The 24,516-nt window shown below is 55.6% G+C and carries 28 protein-coding genes and 1 tRNA gene; 18 read left to right on the top strand and 11 right to left on the bottom strand.

The genetic code is table 11. The annotated features are described in order from the left end of the window. The first annotated feature begins 268 nt into the window (after window positions 1-268). From frdA to frdD, 4 genes are read left to right on the top strand one after another with little or no spacing between them, the layout of a single operon-like run. Window positions 269-2,059, top strand: coding sequence for a fumarate reductase (quinol) flavoprotein subunit (gene frdA / locus INF73_RS20985; RefSeq protein WP_028015241.1), 1,791 nt, complete (start codon window positions 269-271; stop codon window positions 2,057-2,059). Next, window positions 2,052-2,786, top strand: coding sequence for a succinate dehydrogenase/fumarate reductase iron-sulfur subunit (locus INF73_RS20980; protein ID WP_041911494.1), 735 nt, complete (start codon window positions 2,052-2,054; stop codon window positions 2,784-2,786). Before frdA ends, INF73_RS20980 begins: the two co-directional genes overlap by 8 nt. 10 nt (window positions 2,787-2,796) lie before the next feature. After that, window positions 2,797-3,192 (top strand): fumarate reductase subunit FrdC, encoded by a 396-nt coding sequence (gene frdC / locus INF73_RS20975; protein WP_028015239.1) that lies wholly within the window; start codon window positions 2,797-2,799, stop codon window positions 3,190-3,192. A 10-nt stretch (window positions 3,193-3,202) separates the two neighbouring features. Then, window positions 3,203-3,562, top strand: coding sequence for a fumarate reductase subunit FrdD (gene frdD / locus INF73_RS20970; RefSeq protein ID WP_193542279.1), 360 nt, complete (start codon window positions 3,203-3,205; stop codon window positions 3,560-3,562). Between the two features lie 29 nt (window positions 3,563-3,591). On the opposite strand, the gene ampR is transcribed toward frdD, so the two are convergent. Continuing rightward, a complete protein-coding gene (gene ampR, locus INF73_RS20965) occupies window positions 3,592-4,467 on the bottom strand; it encodes a LysR family transcriptional regulator AmpR (protein WP_045261281.1) in 876 nt (291 codons plus the stop codon). A gap of 132 nt (window positions 4,468-4,599) precedes the next feature. On the opposite strand from ampR, the gene INF73_RS20960 reads away from it, so the two are divergent. Next, window positions 4,600-5,745 carry a cephalosporin-hydrolyzing class C beta-lactamase ACT-153 gene (locus INF73_RS20960; protein WP_193542281.1) on the top strand — a complete coding sequence of 382 codons (1,146 nt, stop codon included), beginning with the start codon at window positions 4,600-4,602 and terminating at the stop codon, window positions 5,743-5,745. Between the two features lie 105 nt (window positions 5,746-5,850). Then, complete coding sequence (locus tag INF73_RS20955; RefSeq protein WP_028015236.1) at window positions 5,851-6,381, top strand: lipocalin family protein; 531 nt, start codon at window positions 5,851-5,853, stop codon at window positions 6,379-6,381. On the opposite strand, the gene sugE is transcribed toward INF73_RS20955, so the two are convergent. After that, window positions 6,378-6,695 (bottom strand): quaternary ammonium compound efflux SMR transporter SugE, encoded by a 318-nt coding sequence (gene sugE, locus INF73_RS20950; protein ID WP_006178944.1) that lies wholly within the window; start codon window positions 6,693-6,695, stop codon window positions 6,378-6,380. The genes INF73_RS20955 and sugE overlap by 4 nt on opposite strands. A 259-nt stretch (window positions 6,696-6,954) precedes the next feature. Between sugE and INF73_RS20945 the strand changes: the two genes are divergently transcribed. Further along, on the top strand, window positions 6,955-7,554 hold the full coding sequence (locus INF73_RS20945; protein WP_041911497.1) for a LuxR C-terminal-related transcriptional regulator: 600 nt from the start codon (window positions 6,955-6,957) through the stop codon (window positions 7,552-7,554). A gap of 40 nt (window positions 7,555-7,594) precedes the next feature. On the opposite strand, the gene ecnB is transcribed toward INF73_RS20945, so the two are convergent. The 3 genes from ecnB to efp all read right to left on the bottom strand — a co-directional run bounded on the left by ecnB (window position 7,595) and on the right by efp (window position 8,606). Then, window positions 7,595-7,741, bottom strand: coding sequence for a lipoprotein toxin entericidin B (gene ecnB, locus INF73_RS20940; RefSeq protein WP_003855942.1), 147 nt, complete (start codon window positions 7,739-7,741; stop codon window positions 7,595-7,597). Window positions 7,742-7,849: 108 nt separating this feature from the next. Beyond that, window positions 7,850-7,981 (bottom strand): entericidin A/B family lipoprotein, encoded by a 132-nt coding sequence (locus INF73_RS20935; RefSeq protein WP_028015234.1) that lies wholly within the window; start codon window positions 7,979-7,981, stop codon window positions 7,850-7,852. Between the two features lie 58 nt (window positions 7,982-8,039). After that, entirely contained in the window at window positions 8,040-8,606 is a 567-nt protein-coding gene (gene efp / locus INF73_RS20930) for an elongation factor P (RefSeq protein ID WP_003855940.1), read from the bottom strand. Between the two features lie 40 nt (window positions 8,607-8,646). Between efp and epmB the strand changes: the two genes are divergently transcribed. Next, on the top strand, window positions 8,647-9,675 hold the full coding sequence (gene epmB / locus INF73_RS20925) for an EF-P beta-lysylation protein EpmB (RefSeq protein ID WP_193542283.1): 1,029 nt from the start codon (window positions 8,647-8,649) through the stop codon (window positions 9,673-9,675). A gap of 64 nt (window positions 9,676-9,739) precedes the next feature. Here epmB and INF73_RS20920 read toward each other — a convergent pair whose 3' ends face one another. Further along, complete coding sequence (locus tag INF73_RS20920; protein ID WP_014882205.1) at window positions 9,740-10,093, bottom strand: DUF4156 domain-containing protein; 354 nt, start codon at window positions 10,091-10,093, stop codon at window positions 9,740-9,742. A 234-nt stretch (window positions 10,094-10,327) separates the two neighbouring features. Here INF73_RS20920 and INF73_RS20915 point away from each other — a divergent pair, with 234 nt between their 5' ends. Genes INF73_RS20915 through iadA form a run of 3 tightly spaced genes read left to right on the top strand, consistent with a single transcriptional unit; the run spans window position 10,328 to window position 12,609 of the window. Continuing rightward, window positions 10,328-10,993, top strand: coding sequence for a nucleoside recognition domain-containing protein (locus INF73_RS20915; protein WP_045261285.1), 666 nt, complete (start codon window positions 10,328-10,330; stop codon window positions 10,991-10,993). Then, on the top strand, window positions 10,974-11,435 hold the full coding sequence (locus INF73_RS20910; protein ID WP_193542285.1) for a YjiG family protein: 462 nt from the start codon (window positions 10,974-10,976) through the stop codon (window positions 11,433-11,435). Before INF73_RS20915 ends, INF73_RS20910 begins: the two co-directional genes overlap by 20 nt. 10 nt (window positions 11,436-11,445) lie before the next feature. Then, window positions 11,446-12,609, top strand: a complete 1,164-nt coding sequence (gene iadA, locus INF73_RS20905; protein ID WP_193542287.1) for a beta-aspartyl-peptidase — start codon at window positions 11,446-11,448, stop codon at window positions 12,607-12,609. Between the two features lie 64 nt (window positions 12,610-12,673). Here the strand turns inward: iadA and groL are convergent, their stop codons facing one another. Next, on the bottom strand, window positions 12,674-14,317 hold the full coding sequence (groL, locus tag INF73_RS20900) for a chaperonin GroEL (RefSeq protein WP_023310114.1): 1,644 nt from the start codon (window positions 14,315-14,317) through the stop codon (window positions 12,674-12,676). A gap of 31 nt (window positions 14,318-14,348) precedes the next feature. Further along, window positions 14,349-14,642 (bottom strand): co-chaperone GroES, encoded by a 294-nt coding sequence (locus INF73_RS20895; protein ID WP_003855929.1) that lies wholly within the window; start codon window positions 14,640-14,642, stop codon window positions 14,349-14,351. Window positions 14,643-14,821: 179 nt separating this feature from the next. Between INF73_RS20895 and yjeH the strand changes: the two genes are divergently transcribed. Next, window positions 14,822-16,060: an L-methionine/branched-chain amino acid transporter gene (gene yjeH / locus INF73_RS20890; protein WP_028015229.1), complete on the top strand. Its 1,239-nt coding sequence runs from the start codon at window positions 14,822-14,824 to the stop codon at window positions 16,058-16,060. A 31-nt stretch (window positions 16,061-16,091) separates the two neighbouring features. Here the strand turns inward: yjeH and INF73_RS20885 are convergent, their stop codons facing one another. Further along, window positions 16,092-16,556 (bottom strand): FxsA family protein, encoded by a 465-nt coding sequence (locus INF73_RS20885; protein ID WP_193542289.1) that lies wholly within the window; start codon window positions 16,554-16,556, stop codon window positions 16,092-16,094. Window positions 16,557-16,891: 335 nt separating this feature from the next. Here INF73_RS20885 and aspA point away from each other — a divergent pair, with 335 nt between their 5' ends. The 5 genes from aspA to INF73_RS20860 all read left to right on the top strand — a co-directional run bounded on the left by aspA (window position 16,892) and on the right by INF73_RS20860 (window position 22,493). After that, the gene (aspA, locus tag INF73_RS20880) at window positions 16,892-18,328 is read left to right on the top strand and encodes an aspartate ammonia-lyase (RefSeq protein ID WP_003855923.1); all 1,437 of its coding nucleotides are present in this window, start codon (window positions 16,892-16,894) and stop codon (window positions 18,326-18,328) included. Window positions 18,329-18,444: 116 nt separating this feature from the next. Next, on the top strand, window positions 18,445-19,746 hold the full coding sequence (locus INF73_RS20875) for an anaerobic C4-dicarboxylate transporter (RefSeq protein WP_008502949.1): 1,302 nt from the start codon (window positions 18,445-18,447) through the stop codon (window positions 19,744-19,746). Between the two features lie 113 nt (window positions 19,747-19,859). Further along, window positions 19,860-20,183 carry a divalent cation tolerance protein CutA gene (cutA, locus tag INF73_RS20870; RefSeq protein ID WP_028015227.1) on the top strand — a complete coding sequence of 108 codons (324 nt, stop codon included), beginning with the start codon at window positions 19,860-19,862 and terminating at the stop codon, window positions 20,181-20,183. After that, entirely contained in the window at window positions 20,159-21,868 is a 1,710-nt protein-coding gene (locus tag INF73_RS20865; RefSeq protein ID WP_126817985.1) for a protein-disulfide reductase DsbD, read from the top strand. The genes cutA and INF73_RS20865 overlap by 25 nt, the downstream gene beginning before the upstream one ends. 49 nt (window positions 21,869-21,917) lie before the next feature. Further along, window positions 21,918-22,493, top strand: a complete 576-nt coding sequence (locus INF73_RS20860) for a transcriptional regulator (RefSeq protein WP_028015225.1) — start codon at window positions 21,918-21,920, stop codon at window positions 22,491-22,493. Here the strand turns inward: INF73_RS20860 and INF73_RS20855 are convergent. Both INF73_RS20855 and INF73_RS20850 read right to left on the bottom strand, forming a co-directional pair. Further along, window positions 22,490-23,080, bottom strand: a complete 591-nt coding sequence (locus tag INF73_RS20855; RefSeq protein ID WP_045261289.1) for a LysE family translocator — start codon at window positions 23,078-23,080, stop codon at window positions 22,490-22,492. The two genes, INF73_RS20860 and INF73_RS20855, sit on opposite strands and share 4 nt — an antisense overlap. A 37-nt stretch (window positions 23,081-23,117) precedes the next feature. Then, window positions 23,118-23,963, bottom strand: a complete 846-nt coding sequence (locus INF73_RS20850) for an AraC family transcriptional regulator (protein ID WP_041911503.1) — start codon at window positions 23,961-23,963, stop codon at window positions 23,118-23,120. A 168-nt stretch (window positions 23,964-24,131) separates the two neighbouring features. On the opposite strand from INF73_RS20850, the gene INF73_RS20845 reads away from it, so the two are divergent. Next, a tRNA-Phe gene (locus INF73_RS20845) sits at window positions 24,132-24,207 on the top strand. Window positions 24,208-24,516: the final 309 nt, after the last annotated feature.

Raw genomic sequence — 24,516 nt, 5'->3', positions numbered from 1 at the left:
TTAGCAGTGGCAGAGACAAATTTTGCGCAGTAAAAACGCGTATTTCATTTATGTGGATTATTTTGTGATGCAATTCATCAATCACGATGATAAATCACCGCACAGAACAGCAAAAAAATCGAACACGTCAAATTTCCCTCACAACTACGCGGTTATACTGTTATACCCATAAAGGAGCAGTGGAATCGCTTCCGCAATCGCCCGTTCGGGCAGGTGAACGTCCTTTAGTTCATCGCATTGCGGGAAAACAAAAATCTGGAGGAATGTCGTGCAAACTTTTCAAGCCGATCTTGCCGTAATAGGCGCTGGCGGGGCTGGATTACGCGCTGCAATTGCTGCGGCACAAGCCAACCCGAACGCTAAAATCGCATTGATTTCAAAAGTCTATCCGATGCGCAGCCACACAGTGGCAGCAGAAGGAGGATCCGCCGCCGTCGCGCAGGATCATGACAGCTTCGAATACCATTTCCACGACACGGTTGCAGGGGGCGACTGGCTTTGCGAACAGGATGTCGTTGACTACTTCGTGCACCATTGCCCAACGGAGATGACCCAACTGGAACAATGGGGATGCCCGTGGAGCCGCCGTCCGGACGGCAGCGTCAACGTCCGCCGCTTCGGTGGCATGAAGATCGAACGCACCTGGTTCGCCGCCGATAAGACCGGCTTCCACATGCTGCACACCCTCTTCCAGACCTCCCTTCAGTTCCCACAAATTCAGCGCTTCGATGAACATTTTGTCCTCGACATTCTGGTCGACGACGGTCATGCGCGTGGCCTGGTGGCGATGAATATGATGGAAGGCACGCTCGTCCAGATCCGCGCCAATGCGGTGGTGATGGCAACGGGCGGTGCGGGACGCGTCTATCGCTACAACACCAACGGCGGCATCGTCACCGGCGACGGGATGGGCATGGCGCTGAGCCACGGCGTGCCGCTGCGCGATATGGAGTTTGTGCAGTATCACCCAACCGGCCTGCCGGGCTCCGGCATTTTGATGACGGAAGGCTGCCGCGGTGAAGGCGGTATTCTGGTCAACAAAAACGGCTACCGCTATCTGCAGGATTACGGCATGGGCCCGGAAACCCCGCTCGGCGAGCCGAAAAACAAATACATGGAGCTCGGCCCGCGCGACAAAGTTTCTCAGGCCTTCTGGCACGAGTGGCGCAAGGGCAACACCATCTCAACGCCACGCGGCGACGTGGTCTATCTCGACCTGCGTCACCTGGGCGAGAAGAAACTGCTGGAGCGTCTGCCGTTTATCTGCGAACTGGCAAAAGCCTACGTGGGCGTCGACCCGGTGAAAGAGCCGATACCGGTACGCCCAACCGCGCACTACACCATGGGTGGGATTGAAACCGACCAGCAGTGTGAAACCCGCATTAAAGGGCTTTTCGCGGTGGGCGAGTGTTCCTCCGTCGGCCTGCACGGTGCCAACCGTCTGGGCTCTAACTCACTGGCAGAGCTGGTCGTCTTTGGCCGCATGGCGGGCGAGCGCGCTATGGAGCGTGCGGCGACCGCAGGCGAAGCAAACGGTGCGGCGCTGGATGCGCAGGTCACAGACGTTGAAAAACGCCTGAAGGATCTGGTGAACCAGGAAGGCAACGAGAACTGGTCGAAGATCCGCGACGAGATGGGCCTGTCGATGGAAGAAGGCTGCGGTATCTACCGTACGCCGGAACTGATGCAGAAAACCGTCGACAAGCTGGCGGAGCTTCAGGAGCGCTTCAAGCGCGTGCGCATCACCGATACCTCCAGCGTCTTCAACACCGACCTGCTCTATACCATTGAGCTTGGCCACGGCCTGAACGTCGCGGAATGTATGGCGCACTCTGCGCTGGCGCGTAAAGAGTCTCGCGGCGCCCACCAGCGTCTGGACGAAGGCTGCACCGAACGTGACGACGTCAATTTCCTGAAACACACTCTCGCCTGGCGCGATGCGGATGGCACCACGCGTCTGGACTACAGCGACGTGAAAATCACCACGCTGCCACCGGCTAAACGCGTGTATGGCGCAGAAGCAGAAGCCGCCGAGAAGAAGGAGAAGGCGAATGGCTGAGATGCAAAAATTGAAAGTTGAAGTGGTGCGCTACAACCCGGAAGTGGATACCGCCCCCCACAGCGCTTTCTACGAAGTGCCTTATGACGAGCAAACCTCCCTCCTGGATGCGCTCGGCTATATCAAAGACAACCTGGCGCCGGACCTGAGCTACCGCTGGTCCTGCCGCATGGCGATCTGCGGCTCCTGCGGCATGATGGTCAACAAGGTACCGAAGCTGGCCTGTAAAACCTTCCTGCGTGACTACACCAAGGGCATTAAGGTTGAAGCGCTGGGCAACTTCCCAATCGAGCGCGATCTGGTGGTCGATATGACCCACTTTATCGAAAGCCTGGAAGCGATTAAGCCGTACATCATCGGCAACCCGCGCACGCCGGACCAGGGTCCGAACACCCAGACGCCGGCTCAGATGGCGAAATACCATCAGTTCTCCGGCTGCATCAACTGCGGCCTGTGTTACGCCGCCTGTCCTCAGTTTGGCCTGAACCCGGAGTTCATCGGCCCGGCCGCCATTACCCTGGCGCACCGCTATAACGAAGACAGCCGCGACCACGGCAAAAAAGAACGTATGGCGCAGCTAAACGGCCAGAACGGCGTCTGGACCTGTACGTTTGTGGGCTACTGCTCCGAAGTCTGTCCGAAGCACGTCGACCCGGCCGCCGCAATTCAGCAGGGTAAAGTGGAAAGCTCGAAAGACTTTCTTATCGCTACCCTGAAACCACGCTAAGGAGTGCATGATGACGACTAAACGCAAAGCCTACGTGCGGCCTGTGCCGTCCACCTGGTGGAAAAACCTGCCGTTTTATCGCTTCTATATGCTGCGTGAAGGCACGGCGGTACCGGCGGTCTGGTTCAGCCTTGAGTTAATGTATGGCGTTTTTGCCCTTAAACACGGGCCGGAAACCTGGGCGAACTTTGTCGGTTTCCTGCAAAACCCAATCATCGTGGTTCTGAACCTGATCGCGCTCGCGGCGGCGCTACTTCATACCAAAACCTGGTTTGAACTGGCGCCAAAAGCGGCAAACATCATCATTAAAGACGAAAAAATGGGGCCGGAGCCAGTCATTAAAGGGCTATGGGCAGTGACGATCCTGGTCACGGTTGTCATTCTGTTTGTCGCACTGTTCTGGTAAGGAGACTACTGTGATCAATCAAAATCCAAAACGTTCAGACGAGCCGGTCTTCTGGGGCCTGTTTGGCGCAGGCGGCATGTGGAGTGCCATCATCGCCCCGGTGATCATCCTGCTGGTCGGCATTATGCTGCCGCTGGGGCTGTTCCCGGGCGATGCGCTGAGCTACGAGCGTGTGCTGGCGTTTGCGAGCAGCTTTATTGGCCGCGTGTTCATCTTCCTGATGATCGTCCTGCCGCTGTGGTGCGGCCTGCACCGCATTCACCATGCGATGCATGACCTGAAAATCCATGTGCCGAGCGGTAAATGGGTGTTCTACGGGCTGGCAACCATCCTGACCGTGGTGACGCTGATTGCCGTGGTCACTATCTGACGCTTCTGGCCCGCCATCCGGCGGGCCTTTTATTTCTGCATCTTTCCTACCAGCCATTGGGCAAATTCACGCATTGCGGACGTTTCAGCCCGCGACTGCAGTCTCGTTAACCAGTAACTGCCCAGATCAATTTGCGTTGTAAACGGCTGCACGATGCGCTCGCTGTTCAGCAAATGGGTAAACATATCGACAGGCGCAATGGCAATGCCCATACCTGCCTGTGCGGCTTCCAGCATGGTGACAGACGAATCAAACACCATCACCCGGTGCGTTGGCGACGGAGGATGCTCGCCTGCCGCCTGCATCCACGCCGACCATTCGTCGCGTCGGTAAGAGCGCAGCAGGGTAAACTTCAGGATGTCGGCCGGAGACTGGAGCACGGCGGCGATTTCGGGCGAGCAAAGCGGCGCCAGCGGCGCAGGGCACAGGAATTGCGCCTCGGTGCCGTGCCACGCCCCACCGCCGTAGCGGATCGTATAATCAAGCCCTTCAGCAGCCGGATCGACGCGGTTGTTATGGGTGGAAAGGTGAAGATCGATATGCGGATAACAGCGGCGAAAGTCCGCGAGATGAGAGAACAGGATACCCGTGGCGAAAGTCCCTACTACGCCAATTTTTAGCTTCTCCTGAGCGCGCTGGCTGGCAAAGCGATCCAGCATTCCGGCGATACGATCGAATGAATCATTCAGCACCGGCAGCAGATTTTCCCCCTCGGTTGTCAGCATCAGGCCGCGCGAGACGCGGACAAACAGCTGGCAATTCAGATGCTGCTCCAGCGCCTTAACGTGCTGGCTGATGGCGGAATGGGTGACGTTCAGCTCTATCGCGGCATGCGTAAAACTGAGGTGCCGGGCGGCCGCTTCGAAGGCGCGAAGCGAATTAAGCGGAAGATAGCTGCGGGTCATTGTTCCATCCGTTAGAAAAATTAACAGCTCATGCTAAATTTAACCGTTTGTCAGCCATAGTCAAATCCAACAGACTACAGCGGTCTGCCGGGCCCGGACACTCCCTTGACCTGCTATTATGGAAGATAATTGATGATGAAAAAATTCCTTTGCTGCGCCCTGCTGCTCAGCACATCCTGCTCTGTACTCGCCGCGCCGATGTCGGAAAAACAGCTGGCTGACGTGGTAGAACGTAACGTTACGCCCCTGATGAAAGCGCAGGGTATTCCAGGCATGGCGGTGGCCGTGATTTATCAGGGCCAGCCACACTACTTTACCTTTGGAAAGGCCGATATCGCGGCGAACAAACCCGTCACCCCGCAAACCCTGTTCGAGCTGGGCTCTATAAGTAAAACCTTCACCGGCGTGCTGGGGGGCGATGCTATTGCCCGCGGCGAAATTTCGCTGGGCGATCCGGTAACCAAATATTGGCCTGATCTGACCGGCAAGCAGTGGCAAGGGATTCGCATGCTGGATCTGGCAACCTACACCGCCGGTGGCCTGCCTTTACAGGTGCCCGATGAGGTCACAGATAACGCATCCCTGCTGCGCTTCTATCAAAACTGGCAGCCTCAGTGGAAGCCGGGCACAACGCGTCTTTACGCCAACTCCAGCATCGGTCTTTTTGGCGCGCTGGCGGTCAAACCTTCCGGCATGAACTATGAGCAGGCCATGACGACGCGGGTCTTTAAGCCGCTCAAGCTGGATCATACCTGGATTAACGTTCCGAAAGCGGAGGAGACGCATTACGCCTGGGGATATCGTGACGGTAAAGCGGTCCACGTTTCACCGGGCATGCTGGACGCAGAGGCATATGGCGTGAAAACCAACGTGCAGGATATGGCGAGCTGGGTGATGGCCAATATGGCCCCTGACGCGCTGCAGGATACGTCCCTGAAGCAAGGCATTACGCTGGCGCAGTCTCGCTACTGGCGCGTGGGTGCCATGTATCAGGGGTTAGGTTGGGAGATGCTTAACTGGCCGGTCGATGCCAAAACCGTCGTCGGAGGCAGTGATAACAAGGTGGCGCTGGCACCGTTGCCTGCGAGAGAAGTGAGTCCACCCGTTCCCCCGGTTAAGGCCTCATGGGTGCACAAAACGGGCTCCACCGGCGGGTTTGGCAGCTACGTGGCCTTTATTCCTGAAAAGCAGCTCGGCATTGTGATGCTGGCGAATAAAAGCTATCCGAACCCGGCGCGAGTTGAGGCGGCATACCGTATCCTCGACGCGCTGCAGTAAAACATTGCCGGGTAGCGCTGCGCTTACCCGGCGAAACACACCGCACAAAAACCACATTTTCCTTGCCGTCATCTACACTTAACAAAAAACAGTAAGGAAACTCCTATGCGCATTTTGCCTGTTATCGCCGCGGTGACAGCCGCGTTTTTAGTGGTGGCCTGCAGTTCCCCTACCCCACCTCCTGGCGTTACCGTCGTCACGCCTTTTGATGCACAACGCTTCCTTGGAACATGGTATGAAATCGCGCGCCTCGACCATCGGTTTGAGCAGGGCTTAGAGAAGGTTACTGCAAATTACAGCCCAATGGATGATGGCGGTATTCAGGTGATCAACCGGGGCTATAATCCCGATCGGGAGATGTGGCAGCAGTCGGTCGGGAAAGCCTATTTCACTGGCGACCCGCGACGGGCCGCGCTCAAAGTCTCTTTCTTCGGCCCGTTTTATGGTGGCTATAACGTGATAGCGCTCGACAGAGAGTACCGTCACGCGCTGGTCTGCGGGCCGGATCGCGACTATCTGTGGATACTTTCCCGCACGCCAACTATTTCGTCAGAAATGAAACAGCAGATGCTGGACGTCGCGACCCGACAGGGGTTTGATGTGTCGAAACTCATCTGGGTAAAACAGCCCCGTTAATGGGTGCTGAGCTTCAGCCCAATGATACCGGCAACAATCAGAGCGAGGCTGGCGATGCGCGCCAGGCTCGCTGACTCACCCAGCAGCAGAATGCCGGTAATCGCCGCGCCTACGGCACCGATCCCCGTCCAGACGGCATAGGCCGTTCCCACGGGCAGAGAACGCATTGCCCACGATAGCAGAACAATGCTCACGATCATCGCCGTAACGGTAATAACGCTGGGCGTCAGGCGGGTAAATCCGTGGGTGTACTTGAGACCAATCGCCCATACCACTTCGAGCAGACCAGCAATAAAGAGAATAATCCAGGACATCTCGGGCTCCTTAACTTAAAAACAGTTGGGGCCGTCCCCGATGAAGGAAGCGCTTACGGGTCGTCCCGCAAGGCAGATAACACCCCATATTTTGGTTAGCGTGCGATTTTTTTTCAATCATTTTCTGATGAACGCGTTAAGCCCAGAAATAGCCGCAGTATGGCGCGGAGTTCAGGCATTTATAGCTCATCGGACTTCTCTATGATGATGTGCTTTCTGATGGCAGGAAGCCAAACCACTAGCCGACTGCGAATAAAATATGTTCAAGATTCTTTTGATTGACCGTTGTCACTTCACCCGCACCGGGTTTGAAGCATGGCTCAATCATTCCGGTTTGTTCCCGGGGCACTACGTTGTGACCGGGCTGAACAATCTATTCCTCGCCAGGGAGCACATTCTGCAATGGAAACCTGAGCTGGTCATCGCTGACCTGCATGGTTTCAGGCAGGATATTCACCATTTCCAGCAACTCTCTTCCTTGCTGAACGCCAGCGAAAAATTACCTTTTATTATGCTGCAATCGGGAGAGGACAAGGACCTGGCGACCTGGCTCGGGAACTTCCCGGTCTGGTCTTCGCTAATGAAAAATGCCCCTCTTGAGGAAATCGCGACGGTTATCAATGACGCGTTAATTTCGCGCGCAAGCACGTACCGCCCGACGGTGGCCGCCCCCTTGCTGACACGACAGGAGGAGAAAGTGTTGACGTTATGGATGGACGGCGCGAGCAACCAAAAGATAGCCGCTCACCTGAGCATTAACGGAAAAACGGTTTATACCTATAAACGCAATATCCGCATGAAGCTGCATATGGATACACGCTTTTCACCGTTTTTATCCCTGCAGGAAGCAGAGAATTGACGGTACGGTGAAACTCACGTGCCGTACCGTCCATGCTTCATTAGTTCTGAGCTTTAGTTGCTGCACCAGAAATCGCGTTACCACCGTCGGAGATATCTTCCCCTACGCCGCGGGTGGTATTACATGCAGTCAACACGGAGGAAAGCACGAGGACAGAAAAGATCGCTGCAATTGTTTTCTTAACCATAATATCTTCCTTTTATAGCCAAAGTTGTTTTGTGTATAGCAACTTAAGAATAGACAAGATCCCGCCGATTGACGGAAAAGGAAGCAATTTTAGGAAAATTAGACGGACTTAGCTGGCTGCGTGAGAAATGATATGACCGAGGTCCTGGATATCTTCCCCCATGCCACGGGCGGTGTTACAGCCGGAAAGCAGTACGCTGGAGAGCGCTAACAGAAGCAGAATTTTAACGGTACGTTTCATCATCCCTGCCTGCAAAAATCAGGCGCAGCGGGCGCTGCGCCTCGAATCATGACGTAAATTACTTCACGCGGGATACGTATTCGCCGGAGCGAGTATCCACTTTGATCACTTCACCGATCTGTACGAACAGCGGTACTTTCACCACAGCGCCGGTGGAGAGCGTTGCTGGCTTGCCGCCAGTACCCGCGGTGTCACCTTTCAGACCTGGATCGGTTTCAACGATTTCCAGCTCAACAAAGTTTGGTGGGGTAACGGCGATAGGCTGGCCGTTCCACAGGGTCACGATGCACTCAGCCTGATCCAGCAGCCACTTCGCGTTATCGCCAATCGCTTTCGCGTCAGCAGACAGCTGCTCGAAGGTTTCGTTGTTCATGAAGTGCCAGAACTCACCGTCGTTGTACAGGTAAGTCAGGTTCATATCGACAACATCAGCGCCTTCAGCGGAGTCAGTAGATTTGAAGGTTTTCTCAACACGGGTGCCGGTCAGCAGGCGGCGCAGCTTAACGCGTGCGAATGCCTGACCTTTACCTGGTTTAACGAATTCGCTGGCTTCAACCGCGTACGGTTCGCCGTCCATCATGATTTTAAGACCAGCACGAAAATCGTTGCTATAGTACGTTGCCATAAGGCCCTCTAAATTTGTTAACTGGTAGCTAAGCCACAAAATGGCGCATATTGTAACCCTAAACACCCCATCCAGAGAAGATTGGTTATCGCAACTTGCCGATGTAATCACCAGTCCTGATGAATTGCTGCGTCTTTTAGACCTCGATCAGCATCCGGAGTTGCTTGCTGGCCGTGAGGCAAAGCGACTTTTCGCCCTGCGTGTTCCCCGCGCGTTTGTTGCGCGCATGGAAAAAGGCAACCCTGACGATCCTTTATTAAAACAAACCTTTACGTCGCAGGATGAGTTTATTACAGCACCGGGCTACAGCACCGATCCGCTGGAAGAGCAAAACAGCGTGGTGCCGGGTTTACTGCACAAATATCTCAATCGCGCCCTGCTGCTGGTAAAAGGCGGCTGTGCGGTAAATTGTCGTTACTGCTTCCGTCGGCACTTCCCGTATGCCGAAAACCAGGGAAATAAGCGCAACTGGCAGGTTGCGCTGGACTATATCGCCGCCCATCCAGAGCTGGATGAGATTATTTTTTCCGGCGGTGACCCGCTGATGGCAAAAGATCATGAACTGGACTGGCTTTTGACGCAGCTTGAAGCCATCCCGCACATTAAGCGTCTGCGCATTCACAGCCGTTTACCGATCGTCATCCCGGCGCGTATTACCGACGCCCTGGTCACGCGCCTGGAGCAGTCACGTCTACAGGTGCTGCTGGTAAACCATATCAACCACGCGAACGAGATCGACGATGAATTTCGCGCGGCGATGGCGCGTCTGCGTAAGGCGGGCGTGACGCTGCTCAACCAGAGCGTGTTGTTGCGCGGCGTGAACGACAGCGCCCGGGTGCTGGCCGATCTCAGCAATGCCTTGTTTGACGCAGGCGTGATGCCCTATTACCTGCACGTACTGGATCGCGTGCAGGGCGCGGCGCATTTCATGGTGACGGATGAGGAAGCCCGACAAATTATGCGCGAGCTGTTAACGCTGGTTTCAGGTTATATGGTGCCGAAGCTGGCACGCGAGATTGGCGGAGAGCCGAGTAAGACACCGCTGGATTTGCAACTGCGGCAGCGCTAAAAGGCAGGTGGCGCTACGCTTACCTGCCCTACGAGGTGGGGCGCAGCGCCATCAGCAAGTAAACTCAGTTCGGGCACTTATAGACCTGGCCGCTCATCTGGCTGGCCGTTGGCACGAAGCTGGAGAGCATTCCTTGCGTCGGGCTGCTCACGCCGTAAATCACGTTCCCCCCCATTGCAGCAGCCTGGTTACGCAGGGCATTCGCCGCGCCGCGCATAGAGCCGCCTTCTTCACCGTGCTGACCCGACATCCAGTTACTTTGTTCACCGGTGGCCGTGCCTAACAGCTGGCATTCGCTGCCTGGCTTATCTTCCACAAAGCGAACGCCCTGGCCCGCTGCCGACAGTTCATTGCTGGAGCTACAACCCGCCAGCAGCAACGCTGCTCCTACGATCCCTGCACAGACTTTTACGCGCATGTTATTCCTCGTTTTCAATAAGCTGGACAGTAATTGTCCGTGTGTAAATCTTATACCTAAAAGATGACTAAAAGAAAAATCCCCGCGCATTTCTGCGAGCCGGATTCCGTACATCACTCCTCCGACATCTTAAATGAATTCTGATAATGCCCTTTGGGATATCGTGTTTTAGCCCTCGATCGTTTTTAGTGTTGCGACGTACAACTTTTGTACGCGATTAAAACAGGGGGTTTCATGAGTGCATCATCCTCAGGAGAGGAAAAGGTAACATGGGTGGGCTATCTGGCGTTTGTGCTCACCATCGTATTTTTCTCAGGCTTTTTCGCCAAAAGTACCGAATGGTGGCGCGTGCTGGATTTTACCGTCCTAAACGGCAGCTTCGGTCCGGTGAACGGCGCGCTCACGTTTCGCGGTGAGGGCGGCACGGGGGCGAAAGACGGTTTCTTGTTTGCCCTTGAACTGGCGCCTTCGGTCATTTTATCGCTCGGGATCATTGCCGTCACCGAGGGGCTGGGCGGGCTGCGTGCCGCGCAACAGCTGATGACGCCCATTTTGCGCCCGCTGCTTGGCGTACCGGGCGTCTGCTCTCTGGCCCTCATCGCCAACCTGCAAAATACCGATGCCGCAGCAGGGATGACCAAAGAGTTGACCGACGAAGGGGCTATTACCGATCGCGAGCGCGCCATTTTCGCCACCTTCCAGACCAGCGGTAGCGCCATCATTACCAACTATTTTTCTTCCGGCGCCGCACTCTTCACGTTTATTACCGTCCCGGTAATCACGCCGCTGGCCGTCATACTGATGTTTAAATTTGTTGGCGCGAACCTCCTGCGTCTGTGGATCGCTCACATGGAAGATCGTCGTATTCAGGAGGAAAAAAATGATCGCCCAGCCGCGTAAAAATATCATGGACATGTTTATCGATGGCGCCCGCCGAGGCTTTACCATCGCCACTACCAGCCTGCTGCCGAACGTGGTTATGGCGTTTGTCATCATTCAGGCGCTCAAGGTGACCGGCCAGCTGGATATTGTTGGCAATATTTGCGAGCCAATTATGGCCCTGTGGGGGCTTCCGGGCGCGGCGGCAACGGTCCTGCTGGCCTCGGTGATGAGTATGGGCGGCGGCGTGGGGGTTTGCGCCAGCCTGGTGGCTGCCGGCACGCTCAACGGCCACGATGCCACCGTTCTGCTGCCCGCCATCTATCTGATGGGCAATCCGGTGCAAAACACCGGCCGCTGCCTGGGCACCGCAGGCGTTAACCCGAAGTATTATCCACACATAATTACCGTCTGCGTCATTAACGCCCTACTCTCAATGTGGGTAATGCAGCTACTCTTCTGAGGAGATAAAAATGGATTTTTCAGTGCTGGAACCCCATCTTTTCCGCAATGTGCACCTTTACGCGCCGGAGGATCGGGGACGTTGCGATCTGCTGATCGCCGGGGGAAAAATCGTCGCGATTGAAAAAATGGATCGCGCAGCAATGCGGCTTAACTGTCCTGAAACCGATCTCGCCGGGGCGGTGGTTTGTCCAGGCTTTATCGATCAGCACGTACACCTGATCGGCGGCGGCGGTGAAGCCGGTCCGCACACCCGGACGCCGGAGGTACGGTTGTCCGCGCTGGTGGCGGCGGGCATCACCTCCGTTGTTGGCCTGCTGGGTACCGACGGCGTGACCCGCCATCCCGAATCTCTGCTGGCAAAAACGCGGGCGCTTGAGCATGAAGGGATCAGCGCGTGGATGCTGACAGGCGCATACGGGCTGCCTTCTCCGACAATTACCGGCAGCATCGAAAAGGATGTGGCGCTGATTGATAAAATCATCGGCGTGAAATGCGCGATTTCCGACCATCGCTCTTCCGCACCAGCGGATGACCAGCTCGCGAATATGGCCGCCCAGTCGCGCGTCGGCGGGCTGCTGGGCGCTAAAGCGGGCATATCCGTGTTTCACCTCGGCAACAGCCCGAAGCTGCTGGAGCCCCTGCTTAACATCCTGAATAATGCCGACGTGCCCCGCACGAAGCTGCTGCCAACCCACGTTAACCGCGACCAGGCGCTGTTCCTCGCCGCGCTGGATTATGCCCGCGATGGGGGCTATATCGACATCACCACCAGCATCAGTGAGCCCATTGATGCCGCCACCGCCATCGCGACGGCCCGTGAAGCGCAGGTACCGTTTAACCGGCTTACGCTCAGTTCGGACGGTAACGGCAGCCAACCGAATTTTGACGCGAACGGTAATCTGGTGGGCATTGGCGTAGCCGGGTTCGAATCTCTGCCTCAGACGCTGCAGCAACTGGTCAGCCGGTATCACCTGCCGCTGGAGGAGGCGCTTCTGCCGTTTACGCGTAACGTAGCGGAGTTTCTCGGGCTGGAGCATAAGGGGCGGCTCGCGCCCGGATGCGATGCCGATTTCCTGGTGCTGACGGATGACCTGAAGATCCGCGAGGTCTGGGCGAAAGGCCGCCAGATGGTGTGCGAAGGCGTAGCATGCGTGAAGGGAACATTTGAGTAGCGGCAATAAAAAACCCCGGACATTTCTGCCCGGGGTTCGTTCTGAGAGGTTCAGAACAACATGATTACATCATGCCGCCCATTCCACCCATGCCGCCCATACCAGCAGCACCTAAGTCAGGCGCGTCGCCTTTTGGCAGGTCGGTTACCATGCACTCGGTCGTGATCATCAGGCCAGCTACAGATGCCGCGTACTGCAGAGCTGAACGGGTCACTTTAGTTGGGTCCAGGATACCGAAGTCGATCATGTTGCCGTATTCTTCAGTTGCCGCGTTGTAACCGTAGTTACCTTCACCCGCTTTCACGTTGTTCGCAACCACAGACGGCTCTTCACCGGCGTTGGACACGATCTGACGCAGAGGAGCTTCCATTGCGCGCAGCGCAACTTTAATACCCACGTTCTGGTCTTCGTTCTGAGCGGTCAGGCCAGCCAGCTTAGCGGCTACACGTACCAGCGCGACACCACCACCAGCAACTACGCCTTCTTCTACCGCAGCACGGGTCGCGTGCAGGGCATCGTCAACGCGTGCTTTCTTCTCTTTCATTTCAACTTCGGTCGCCGCACCGACTTTGATTACCGCAACGCCGCCAGCCAGTTTCGCTACGCGCTCCTGCAGTTTTTCACGGTCGTAATCGGAAGTGGCTTCTTCGATCTGCTTACGGATCTGACCAACACGGCCCTGAATAGCGGCTTCTTCACCCACACCGTCGATGATGGTGGTGGTGTCTTTGTTGATCACAACGCGTTTCGCCTGGCCCAGGTCTTCCAGGGTCGCTTTTTCCAGCTCCATACCGATCTCTTCGGAGATCACGGTACCACCGGTCAGGGTAGCGATATCCTGCAGCATTGCTTTACGGCGATCGCCGAAGCCAGGTGCTTTAACCGCAGCCACTTTCACGATGCCGCGCATGGTGTTAACCACCAGGGTCGCCAGCGCTTCGCCTTCAACATCTTCAGCGATGATAACCAGCGGCTTGCCTGCTTTCGCAACGGCTTCCAGCACTGGCAGCATTTCGCGGATGTTGGAGATTTTCTTGTCAGCCAGCAGGATGAACGGGCTTTCCAGCTCAACAGCGCCAGTTTCTGGCTTGTTGATGAAGTATGGGGACAGGTAACCGCGGTCGAACTGCATACCTTCAACCACGTCCAGTTCGTCTTCCAGACCGGTACCGTCTTCAACGGTGATCACGCCTTCTTTACCGACTTTATCCATCGCTTCAGCGATCAGTTTACCTACGGTTTCGTCGGAGTTAGCGGAGATAGTACCAACCTGAGCAATGGCTTTAGAGTCAGAGCACGGTACGGACAGCGCTTTCAGTTCTTCAACAGCGGATGCGACAGCTTTGTCGATACCACGTTTCAGATCCATTGGGTTCATGCCCGCAGCAACGGCTTTCAGGCCTTCAGTGATGATAGCCTGCGCCAGTACGGTCGCGGTGGTGGTACCGTCGCCTGCAGCGTCGTTCGCTTTAGAGGCAACTTCTTTCACCATCTGCGCGCCCATGTTTTCGAACTTGTCTTCCAGTTCGATTTCACGTGCAACGGAAACACCATCTTTGGTGATGGTTGGCGCGCCGAAGGATTTATCCAGCACTACGTTACGGCCTTTCGGGCCCAGGGTCACTTTAACTGCATCTGCCAGTACGTTTACGCCGCGGAGCATTTTTACACGAGCGTCGTTACCGAATTTTACGTCTTTAGCTGCCATGTTCTTATTTCCTCAAATTCTCGTGCGTAAATTACGCTTCAACAATTGCCAGAATGTCGCTCTCGGACATGATCAACACTTCTTCATTGTCGATCTTCTCGGATTTCACGCCGTAGCCATCGTTGAAAATTACGATGTCACCAACTTTAACGTCCAGCGGCTGCACAGTTCCGTTTTCCAGGATGCGGCCCTTACCGACAGCGATGATTTCGCCACGCGTTGATTTGGCTGCTGCAGAACCGGTCAGAACGATGCCGCCAGCAGACTTGGTTTCAACTTCTTTACGTTTGACGATCACACGATCATGTAACGGACGAATACTCATTGATAGCTCTCCTTTGAGAAAGTCATTATCAGTTATGGATGACGCCGGCCCGCATGCGGTTTTCCGACTAGTGCCCTGAGAGATGGGGATAGCTTTTTACCCCTTCAAGGGGGGAATCGAAAAAAAATTTGCGAAAGTGTTACCATCCACTCTCTTTTGATGGTGGCAGGGCAAGGTAAATGAGTGGACTCAGGCAGGAGCTGGGGCTGGCGCAGGGCGTTGGCCTGCTTTCAACCTCCTTGTTAGGTACCGGCGTGTTTGCCGTACCGGCACTGGCGGCACTGGTCGCCGGAAATAACAGTCTTTGGGCATGGCCGGTGCTGATCCTGCTGGTGTTCCCGGTGGCGATTGTGTTTGCCATACTCGGGCGGCACTTCCCCAGCGCGGGCGGCGTGGCGCATTTTGTCGGCATGGCGTTTGGTCCGCGCATGGAGCGCGTAACCGGCTGGCTGTTTTTGTCGGTAATACCCGTTGGCCTTCCGGCAGCCCTGCATATCGCCACCGGCTTTGGACAGGCGCTGTTTGGCTGGCACGATGAGCAACTGCTGCTGGCTGAACTGGGTACGCTGGCGATCGTCTGGTGGGTGGGCTCGCGCGGAGCCAGTTCAAGCGCGAATCTGCAAACGCTGGTTGCAGCGTTGATCGTCGTGCTGATCGTCGCCATCTGGTTTGCGGGTAACATTACCGTAGCAGATATCCCCTTCCCTGCGATAAACGATATCGACCATTCACAGCTTTTCGCTGCGTTATCCGTCATGTTCTGGTGTTTTGTTGGCCTTGAAGCGTTCGCTCACCTGGCATCCGAGTTTAAACAGCCCGAGCGTGATTTTCCCCGCGCTCTGATGATTGGTTTACTGCTGGCGGGCACCGTATATTGGGCCTGTACCGTGCTGGTGCTGCACTTCAACGCGTTCGGCGAAGATAAAGCCGCCGCCGCATCGCTACCGGGTATCGTGGTTAAACTTTTCGGCGTGAAGGCGCTATGGGTGGCCTGCGTGATTGGCTATCTCGCCTGCTTTGCCAGCCTCAACATTTATATCCAGAGCTTCGCCCGTCTGGTGTGGTCACAGGCGCGCTACAAACCTGAGAGCCGCCTCGCGCGGTTGTCTAAACGTCAACTCCCTATGAATGCGCTGAATGCCGTGCTGGGCTGCTGCGTCCTGAGCTCGCTGGGTATTTATCTTCTCGACATCAACCTCGATGCTCTAATTATCTACGCCAACGGTATTTTCATCATGATCTACCTGCTGTGCATGCTGGCTGGCTGTCGTCTGCTGAAAGGTCGCTATAAAGCTCTGGCGGTCGTCGGGGGCGTGCTGTGCCTGCTGTTGCTGGCGATGGTGGGATGGAAGAGTGTGTATGCCATCGTCATGCTGGCGGGGCTGTGGGCGTTTTTACCGAAGCGGAAAAATCCGTAGGCCCGGTAAGCGAAGCCACCGGGCAAAAAAATTATCGATCGTCTTTATGGTCTAAACGGTCGCGCTGTTCATCCTTGCGCTGATACTCCCCTTCGAAGGTATCGCCTGGCCCTGTGCTGAACCCGCCGCCCGGCATGCGGCTGAAGCGCAGGTGCGGCAGCAGCTTCATGGTCAGGTGCTTCTGTACGGGCGGCAACAGCAACAGCAGGCCGAGGAAGTCGGTGAAGAACCCCGGCAGGATCAGCAGCAGGCCAGCAATAATCAGCGACACGCTTTTGATCATCTCTTCTGCCGGGCTTTCGTTTGCGGCCATCTTCTGCTGCATTATCAGGAAATTTTTGAAACCCTGATTACGCACCAGCGACATGCCGATGACGGAGGTGAAGATCACCAGAATCAGCGTCAGCAGGACGCCCAGCACGTGAGCTACCTGAATGAAAATAGAAATCTCAATGTAAACATAGAGAAAGAAAGCAATAAACGGTATCCAGCGCACTGGCATCTCCTGTGTGGCAGGTGCCATCTGGCCCCTGTCTGAATGTGTTCGCGTCACGCGTCTGTAAGAGATGGAGACGGTTAGCCAAAATTCAATCGGTTTGCACGGATATTTTTTTCGGAAATATTAAAGCGGTGACACATTTCACAGATTAATAATTATCATGGAATCGGGTCGATAATAAGTGATCCAGCTTACGGCAATTCGCTATCATCAGCATATGATCTCGAACATCTGGCCGATTGAGGGAATAATCGTCGGTCAGAAAATATTCAAAACCACATATATGTTGTGTGTTTAGTACAATCCATCGGCAGCTTGAAAAGAAGGTTCACATGTTAAACAACATTCGTATCGAAGAAGACTTGTTGGGTACCAGGGAAGTTCCAGCGGATGCCTACTATGGTGTTCACACTCTGAGAGCGATTGAAAACTTCTACATCAGCAACAGCAAAATCAGCGATATCCCTGAGTTTGTCCGTGGCATGGTGATGGTGAAGAAAGCCGCAGCGCTGGCGAACAAAGAGCTGCAAACCATTCCTAAAAGCGCGGCAAATGCGATTATCGCTGCCTGCGATGAAGTGCTGAACAACGGCAAATGCATGGACCAGTTCCCGGTTGACGTCTATCAGGGCGGCGCGGGTACCTCCGTCAACATGAATACCAACGAAGTACTGGCAAACATCGGCCTTGAGCTGATGGGCCACCAGAAAGGTGAATACCAGTACCTCAACCCGAACGACCACGTTAACAAATGCCAGTCCACCAACGACGCCTACCCAACCGGCTTCCGTATCGCGGTGTATGCCTCCGTGGTCAAACTGGTCGACGCGATCAACCAACTGGGCGATGGCTTCCAGCGTAAGGCCGTTGAGTTCCAGGACATTCTGAAAATGGGCCGTACCCAGCTGCAAGACGCGGTGCCAATGACCCTCGGTCAGGAATTCCATGCGTTTAACGTGCTGCTTAACGAAGAGACCAAAAACCTGCTGCGCACCTCCGAGCTGCTGCTGGAAGTGAACCTGGGCGCAACCGCCATCGGTACGCGTCTGAACACCCCGGATGGCTATCAACAGCTGGCGGTTCAGAAGCTGGCGGAAGTGTCTAACCTGCCGGTGGTGCCTGCGGAAGACCTGATTGAAGCCACATCCGACTGCGGCGCGTACGTAATGGTACACAGCGCCCTGAAACGTCTGGCGGTGAAACTGTCCAAAATCTGTAATGACCTGCGCCTGCTCTCCTCCGGCCCGCGCGCTGGCCTGAACGAAATCAACCTGCCAGAGTTGCAGGCGGGTTCTTCCATTATGCCAGCCAAAGTTAACCCGGTAGTGCCAGAAGTGGTGAACCAGGTTTGCTTTAAAGTCATCGGTAACGACACCACCGTGACCATGGCTTCAGAAGCCGGTCAGCTGCAGCTGAACGTGATGGAGCCGGTGATTGGCCAGGCTATGTTTGAATCCATTCACATCCTGACTAACGCCTGCTACAACCTGCTGGAAAAATGCATTAACGGCATCACCGCGAATAAAGAAGTCTGTGAAGGCTATGTTTATAACTCCATCGGGATCGTTACTTACCTCAACCCGTTCATCGGCCACCACAACGGTGACATCGTTGGTAAGATTTGCGCCGAAACCGGTAAGAGCGTGCGTGAAGTCGTGCTGGAGCGTGGACTGTTGACCGAAGCCGAGCTGGACGATATCTTCTCGGCCCAGAACCTGATGCATCCGGCATATAAAGCGAAACGATATACCGATGAAAGCGAACAGTAACAGTTCAGGCTAGGCTTCCGAAAGGCACGTCACTTGTGACGTGCCTTTTTTCTTTTTAGGCGTTACCTAAATACAACAATTCAATATCAACTTGTTAATAAGCAAGGCAGGTCTTTATGTTTGGAGCAGAACTCGTCATCGTCCTGTTGGCGATTTATTTGGGCGCGCGGCTCGGGGGTATCGGCATTGGTTTTGCCGGCGGTCTCGGGGTGCTCGTACTTACCCTTATCTTTCAGATTAAACCCGGCGCAATTCCTTTTGACGTTATCGAAATCATCATGGCGGTTATTGCCGCTATTGCGGCCATGCAGGTGGCGGGCGGTATGGACTACCTGGTGAGCCTGGCGGAGCGCATGCTGCGCCGCCATCCGAAATACATCACCTTCCTTGCCCCGCTGGTGACCTGGTTTATGACCATTCTCGCGGGAACCGGCCACACGGCGTTCTCCACGCTGCCGGTGATCACCGAGGTGGCAAAAGAACAGGGGATTCGCCCGTCTCGTCCGCTTTCTATTGCCGTGGTGGCGTCGCAGATTGCGATCACCGCGTCGCCAATCTCAGCCGCCGTAGTCTTCTTCGCAGGTATCCTTGAGCCGATGGGCGTGAGCTACCTGACGCTGCTGGCGATCTGTATTCCAGTCACGCTGATTGCGGTGATGATTACCGCCGTGCTGTGTAACTTCCTCGGTGCCGAGCTGAAAGACGATCCGGTTTACCAGGAGCGTCTGGCAAAAGGTGAAGTGAGCCTGCGCGGTAGCCAGGTATTCGAGCTGAAGCCGCACGCGAAACGCTCCGTGCTGCTGTTCCTGATCGGTATCGTCGCCGTGATGTTCTACGCGACCGCCATCAGCGACACCGTGGGGCTGATCCAGAACCCGGTGCTGCCGCGTAACGAAGCGATTGTGGTATTCATGCTGACCATCGCCACGCTGATTAGCATCACCTGTAAAATCGACACCAGCGAAGTGCTGAACGCCAGCACCTTCAAATCCGGTATGAGCGCCTGCGTGTGCGTACTGGGCGTGGCGTGGCTCGGTGACACCTTTGTGAAAGCGCACATCAGCGACATCCAGACCGTTGCCGGCGACCTGCTGCACAACTACCCGTGGCTGCTGGCGGTGGTACTGTTCTTTGCCGCGACGCTGCTTTACTCTCAGGCTGCCACCACCAAAGCGCTGATGCCTGCGGCACTGATGCTGGGCGTGACGCCGCTGACGGCGATTGCCTCTTTTGCGGCCGTTTCCGCCCTGTTCGTGCTACCAACCTACCCAACCCTGCTGGCCGCGGTTGAGATGGATGACACCGGCTCAACCCGCATCGGTAAGTACGTGTTTAACCACGCGTTCCTGATCCCGGGCGTGGTGGCGATTACGCTTTGCGTCGTCCTCGGCTTTATCATCGGTGGCATTGTGCTGTAAACGGTTAGCCGTTGTAAAAATAGTTAAAATCGGGCCGCTCTGCGGCCCGTTTCATTAATGACCAATCGCATGGCGTGATATAGTGAAGACTTTCGTGATGAGGAGGTCGACTTGTGAACACGCCTGATGCTGTTGTCGTACTTTGTACCGCCCCTGATGAAGCCTCTGCCCAGGATCTCGCCGCCAAAGCGCTGGCCGAAAAACTGGCAGCCTGCGTCACGCTGCTCCCCGGCGCGACCTCCCTTTATTACTGGGAAGGCAAGCTGGAGCAGGAGTATGAAGTCCAGATGTTGCTCAAAACCAATCTGGCGAATCAGCAGGCGCTCCTTGACTGCCTCAAGTCTCATCATCCTTATCAAACCCCGGAGCTGCTGGTGCTGCCAGTGGTCCACGGCGATAACGACTATCTCTCATGGCTCAACGCTTCTTTACGCTGATCCTGCTGCTGTGCAGCACGTCAGTATTTGCCGGTTTGTTTGACGCGCCCGGCCGTTCGAACTTTATTCCCGCCGACCAGGCGTTCATTTTCGACTTTCAGCAAAACCAGCACGATCTCAATCTGACCTGGCAGGTGAAAGAGGGTTACTACCTCTACCGCAAGCAGGTCAGCATCACGCCGGCAAAGGCTAACGTTGGCGCATTGCAGATGCCCGCTGGCGAATGGCATGAGGACGAGTTCTACGGTAAAAGTGAAATTTATCGCCAGCGCTTAAGCGTGCCCGTCACGGTGAATCAGGCGGATAAAGATGCCACGCTGACGGTTACGTATCAGGGCTGTGCCGACGCGGGCTTCTGCTACCCCCCTGAAACGAAGGTCGTTCCGCTTACTGAAGTTAAAGCGGCTGCCTCCCCTCTCCCCTCAGGCGAGAGGGACAGGGTGAGGGATGAAGGCGAAGCCAAAGCTGCTTCCGATCTGCCGTTCTCAGCACTTTGGGCCTTACTGATTGGTATCGGCATTGCCTTTACCCCTTGTGTCCTGCCGATGTACCCGCTTATCTCCGGGATTGTACTGGGCGGCAAACAGCGCCTTTCTACCGCCCGGGCGCTGCTCCTGGCCTTTATTTATGTGCAGGGCATGGCGCTCACCTATACCGCGCTCGGCCTCGTGGTCGCCGCGGCCGGACTGCAGTTCCAGGCAGCGCTTCAGCACCCTTACGTGCTAATCGGCCTGTCAGCCGTATTTATTCTGCTTGCGCTGTCGATGTTTGGCCTGTTCACGCTTCAGCTGCCCTCTTCGCTGCAAACCCGCTTAACGCTGATGAGCAATCGCCAGCAGGGTGGCTCTGCGGGCGGTGTGTTCGCAATGGGTGCCATCGCCGGGTTGATTTGCTCCCCCTGCACCACCGCGCCGCTGAGCGCTATCCTGCTGTACATCGCCCAGAGCGGTAATATGTGGCTCGGCGGGGGTACGCTGTATCTTTACGCGCTGGGGATGGGCCTGCCGCTGATTCTGGTGACGGTGTTTGGCAACCGCCTGCTGCCGAAGAGTGGCCCGTGGATGGAGACGGTGAAAACCGCGTTCGGCTTTGTCATCCTGGCGCTCCCGGTGTTCCTGCTGGAGCGCATCATGGGTGACGCGTGGGGTTTGCGCCTGTGGGCCATGCTCGGCGTGGCGTTCTTCTCCTGGGCGTTTATCGTCAGCCTGGGGGCAAAAAAAGCGTGGATGCGTCTGGTGCAAATTCTCCTGCTCGCCGCCGCGTTGGTGAGCGTGCGCCCGCTTCAGGATTGGGCGTTCGGCTCGCCTGTGGGCCAGACGCAGGCACATTTAAACTTTATACACGTTAAGAACGTCGATGAGCTCAACAGCGCGCTGGCGCAGGCAAAAGGCAAACCGGTGATGCTCGACCTCTATGCCGACTGGTGTGTTGCCTGCAAAGAGTTTGAAAAATACACCTTTAGCGATCCTCAGGTGCAAAATGCCCTGAAAGAGACGGTACTCCTTCAGGCAAACGTCACAGCCAACAATGCGCAGGATAAGGCCCTGCTTAAACACCTTACCGTACTCGGGCTGCCAACCATTCTGTTCTTCAATGAGCAGGGGGAAGAGCTGCCTGAACAGCGTGTAACCGGGTTTATGGACGCAACGGCATTCAGCGCGCATTTGCGCAATCGCCAACCGTAAACAACACTTTAGACGGGACATACCGTTGGGAATAGCGGAGGAGATAACCGTGCAACGCGAAGACGTACTGGGACAAGCCCTGCAACTACTTGAGATTCAAGGGATCGCCAGCACCACGCTTGAGATGGTAGCCGACCGTATCGATTACCCTCTGGATGAGCTTAAGCGCTTCTGGCCGGATAAAGAGGCGCTGCTTTATGATGCCCTACGCTATCTTAGCCAGCAGGTGGATATCTGGCGCAGGCAGCTAATGTTGAATGAAGAGCTGACCGCCGAGCAAAAACTGTTAGCGCGCTACACCGCCCTGACAGAGTGCGTCAGCAACAATCGTTATCCCGGCTGCCTGTTTATTGCTGCCTGTACGTTTTATCCCGATCCTGGCCATCCAATACACCAGCTGGCGGATCAGCAAAAACGTGCGGCGCATGACTTCACCCATGAACTGCTGACAACGCTTGAAGTGGATGACCCGGCAATGGTCGCTAAGCAGATGGAGCTCGTACTGGAGGGTTGCCTGAGCCGCATGCTGGTGAACCGTAGCCAGGCCGATGTGGATACGGCGCACCGCCTGGCGGAAGACATTCTGCGCTTTGCCCAGTGTCGTATGGGCGGGGCGTTAACCTAGACCAGCATGCCCGCCCAGGCGGAGACGAGCAGACATAGCGCCATCAGGCGCTGAAACCGCACCATCGCTACGGTGGTGCGAAACACCCGGTTTACCGCCTTCCCCAGCCACGCCCAGCACATCAGGCACATCACAGAAATCAGTAAGAACCATAGCGCCATCAGCGCAATATCTCTTAACGGATGAATGCTCGCGGGAGCAAAAAGACTCACTACTGCCAGCGCCATCATCCACGTTTTCGGATTCACCATCTGCAGCAGCGCTGCGGCTTGCGCGGTGAAGCGATGAGGCGTCTTCTCAGAAAGATTCGCCGCAGGCGCCCGATACAGTTGCCAGCTCATCCAGGTTAGCCACAGCACGCCCGCCCAACTCATTGCCTGGCGTATCAGAGGAAACTGACGCAGCACCTCCCCGGCGCCGGCACCCGATATCAGCACAATCAGACTCGCCGTAATACATCCCCCCAAAATGGCGGGAATGGTATTTTTCACACCAAAGTGCTGGCTGTTAGTGAGAACGAGGATATTCGTCGGGCCGGGCGTTATCGACGCGACAAAGGCAAACAGCAGATAAGGCATCAGACTCACAGATGGCTCCTTTTTTATTAGAGCCATTACTGTGCCGCTATTTTCTGGAAACGTCTGGAAGGTTTGTGCACAACCGGCGGTAGTGGGCAGGGGAAATGCGGTATGCACGCTGGAACCAGCGTCCCAGATGGCTTTGGTCGGCAAAACCGAGCGCTGTAGCCACATTAACAGGCTGTTCGCCGTGCGCCAGCAGCTGTCGCGCCTTTGCCAGACGCAGCTGAATAAGCCAGGCGTGCGGTGCCAGGTTGAACTCGCGCTTAAAGCAGCGCGTCAGCGTAAAGCGATCCGTGCCCGTCTCGCGCGCAAGGTCTGACAACCCCACGTTCTCGCCGATATGCGCATAAAGATAGTCGCGTGCGCGGTGCGCCACGGCAGCGCTCTGTAGCTGCGACGGGAGTTTCTTACGCCAGTGGCAATGGGAGGTGATCTGAGAGAGCAGCTTATCCATTGTACTCTGCTGAACAATTTTCATCTCATCGCTATGCAACGCGTTAAATGTCTCGCCGATAGAACGGACCAGCTGAGGTTCTCGCGTTAGCGTTTGAGCAAAGTGAAGCGAGTAGCGATCCGGCGTGGCCTCATATAATCCCCGGAGGGTACGCGTCAGCCACTGCTCGTCAAGATAGAAGGTGAGATAGGTAAAGCCTCCTTCCACAGGCGCGTCGCCATCGTGAATTTCACCCGGCTCCAGTAAGAACGCATCACCAGGATGGCTGCGGTGGCGTTCGCGACGACAGTGGAACTGCTGGGTGCCTGAAAGGGTAATCCCGACCAGATAACTATCGTGCCAGTGGGGATCGAAGGCATGGCCTTCGAAGTGCGCTTTAATCGTTTCAATGCCGGTATCCGCATGCTGACGGAGCTCAAGCCAGTCGTTTGCCATACTGCCCTCCTGTTGTCATCAGCATTGCCGCACGGCCCGGTATTGTCTGGAAGATTTGTGCATTTTCACGGTGAAAACGTACAGATTGCCGCAAACTTAAGCAGTTGAACAGCTTTTCCTGAAATAATGTTGACGATAAGGCGCGATTGCGGTTTAATGCGCTCCGTTGCCCGGATAGCTCAGTCGGTAGAGCAGGGGATTGAAAATCCCCGTGTCCTTGGTTCGATTCCGAGTCCGGGCACCACTATTTAAAGAACCCAGCCTATGGCTGGGTTTTTGCTTTTCTGCGTTTATCAAAACCTTACATTATTTATACCCCTGTATCTCTTCCCGGTAAGATCGTGCGGTTAGCATTTCCCGGTGGCGCTGCGCTTACCGGGCCTGCAAAACCTGTAGGCCGGATAAGGCGAAGCCGCCACCCGGTATTTTCCGGCGCACAAAGCAAAAAACCCCGCACCTTACGGTACGGGGTTCTTCTTAATTGATGCCTGGCAGTTCCCTACTCTCACATGGGGAGACCCCACACTACCATCGGCGCTACGGCGTTTCACTT

The sequence above is a fragment of the Enterobacter cloacae complex sp. P6RS genome, from assembly GCF_014982245.1.
Classification (GTDB): domain Bacteria; phylum Pseudomonadota; class Gammaproteobacteria; order Enterobacterales; family Enterobacteriaceae; genus Enterobacter; species Enterobacter bugandensis.
The sequence above is the reverse complement of the archived record's forward strand: the minus strand, read 5'-3'. Positions and strand labels throughout refer to the sequence as shown.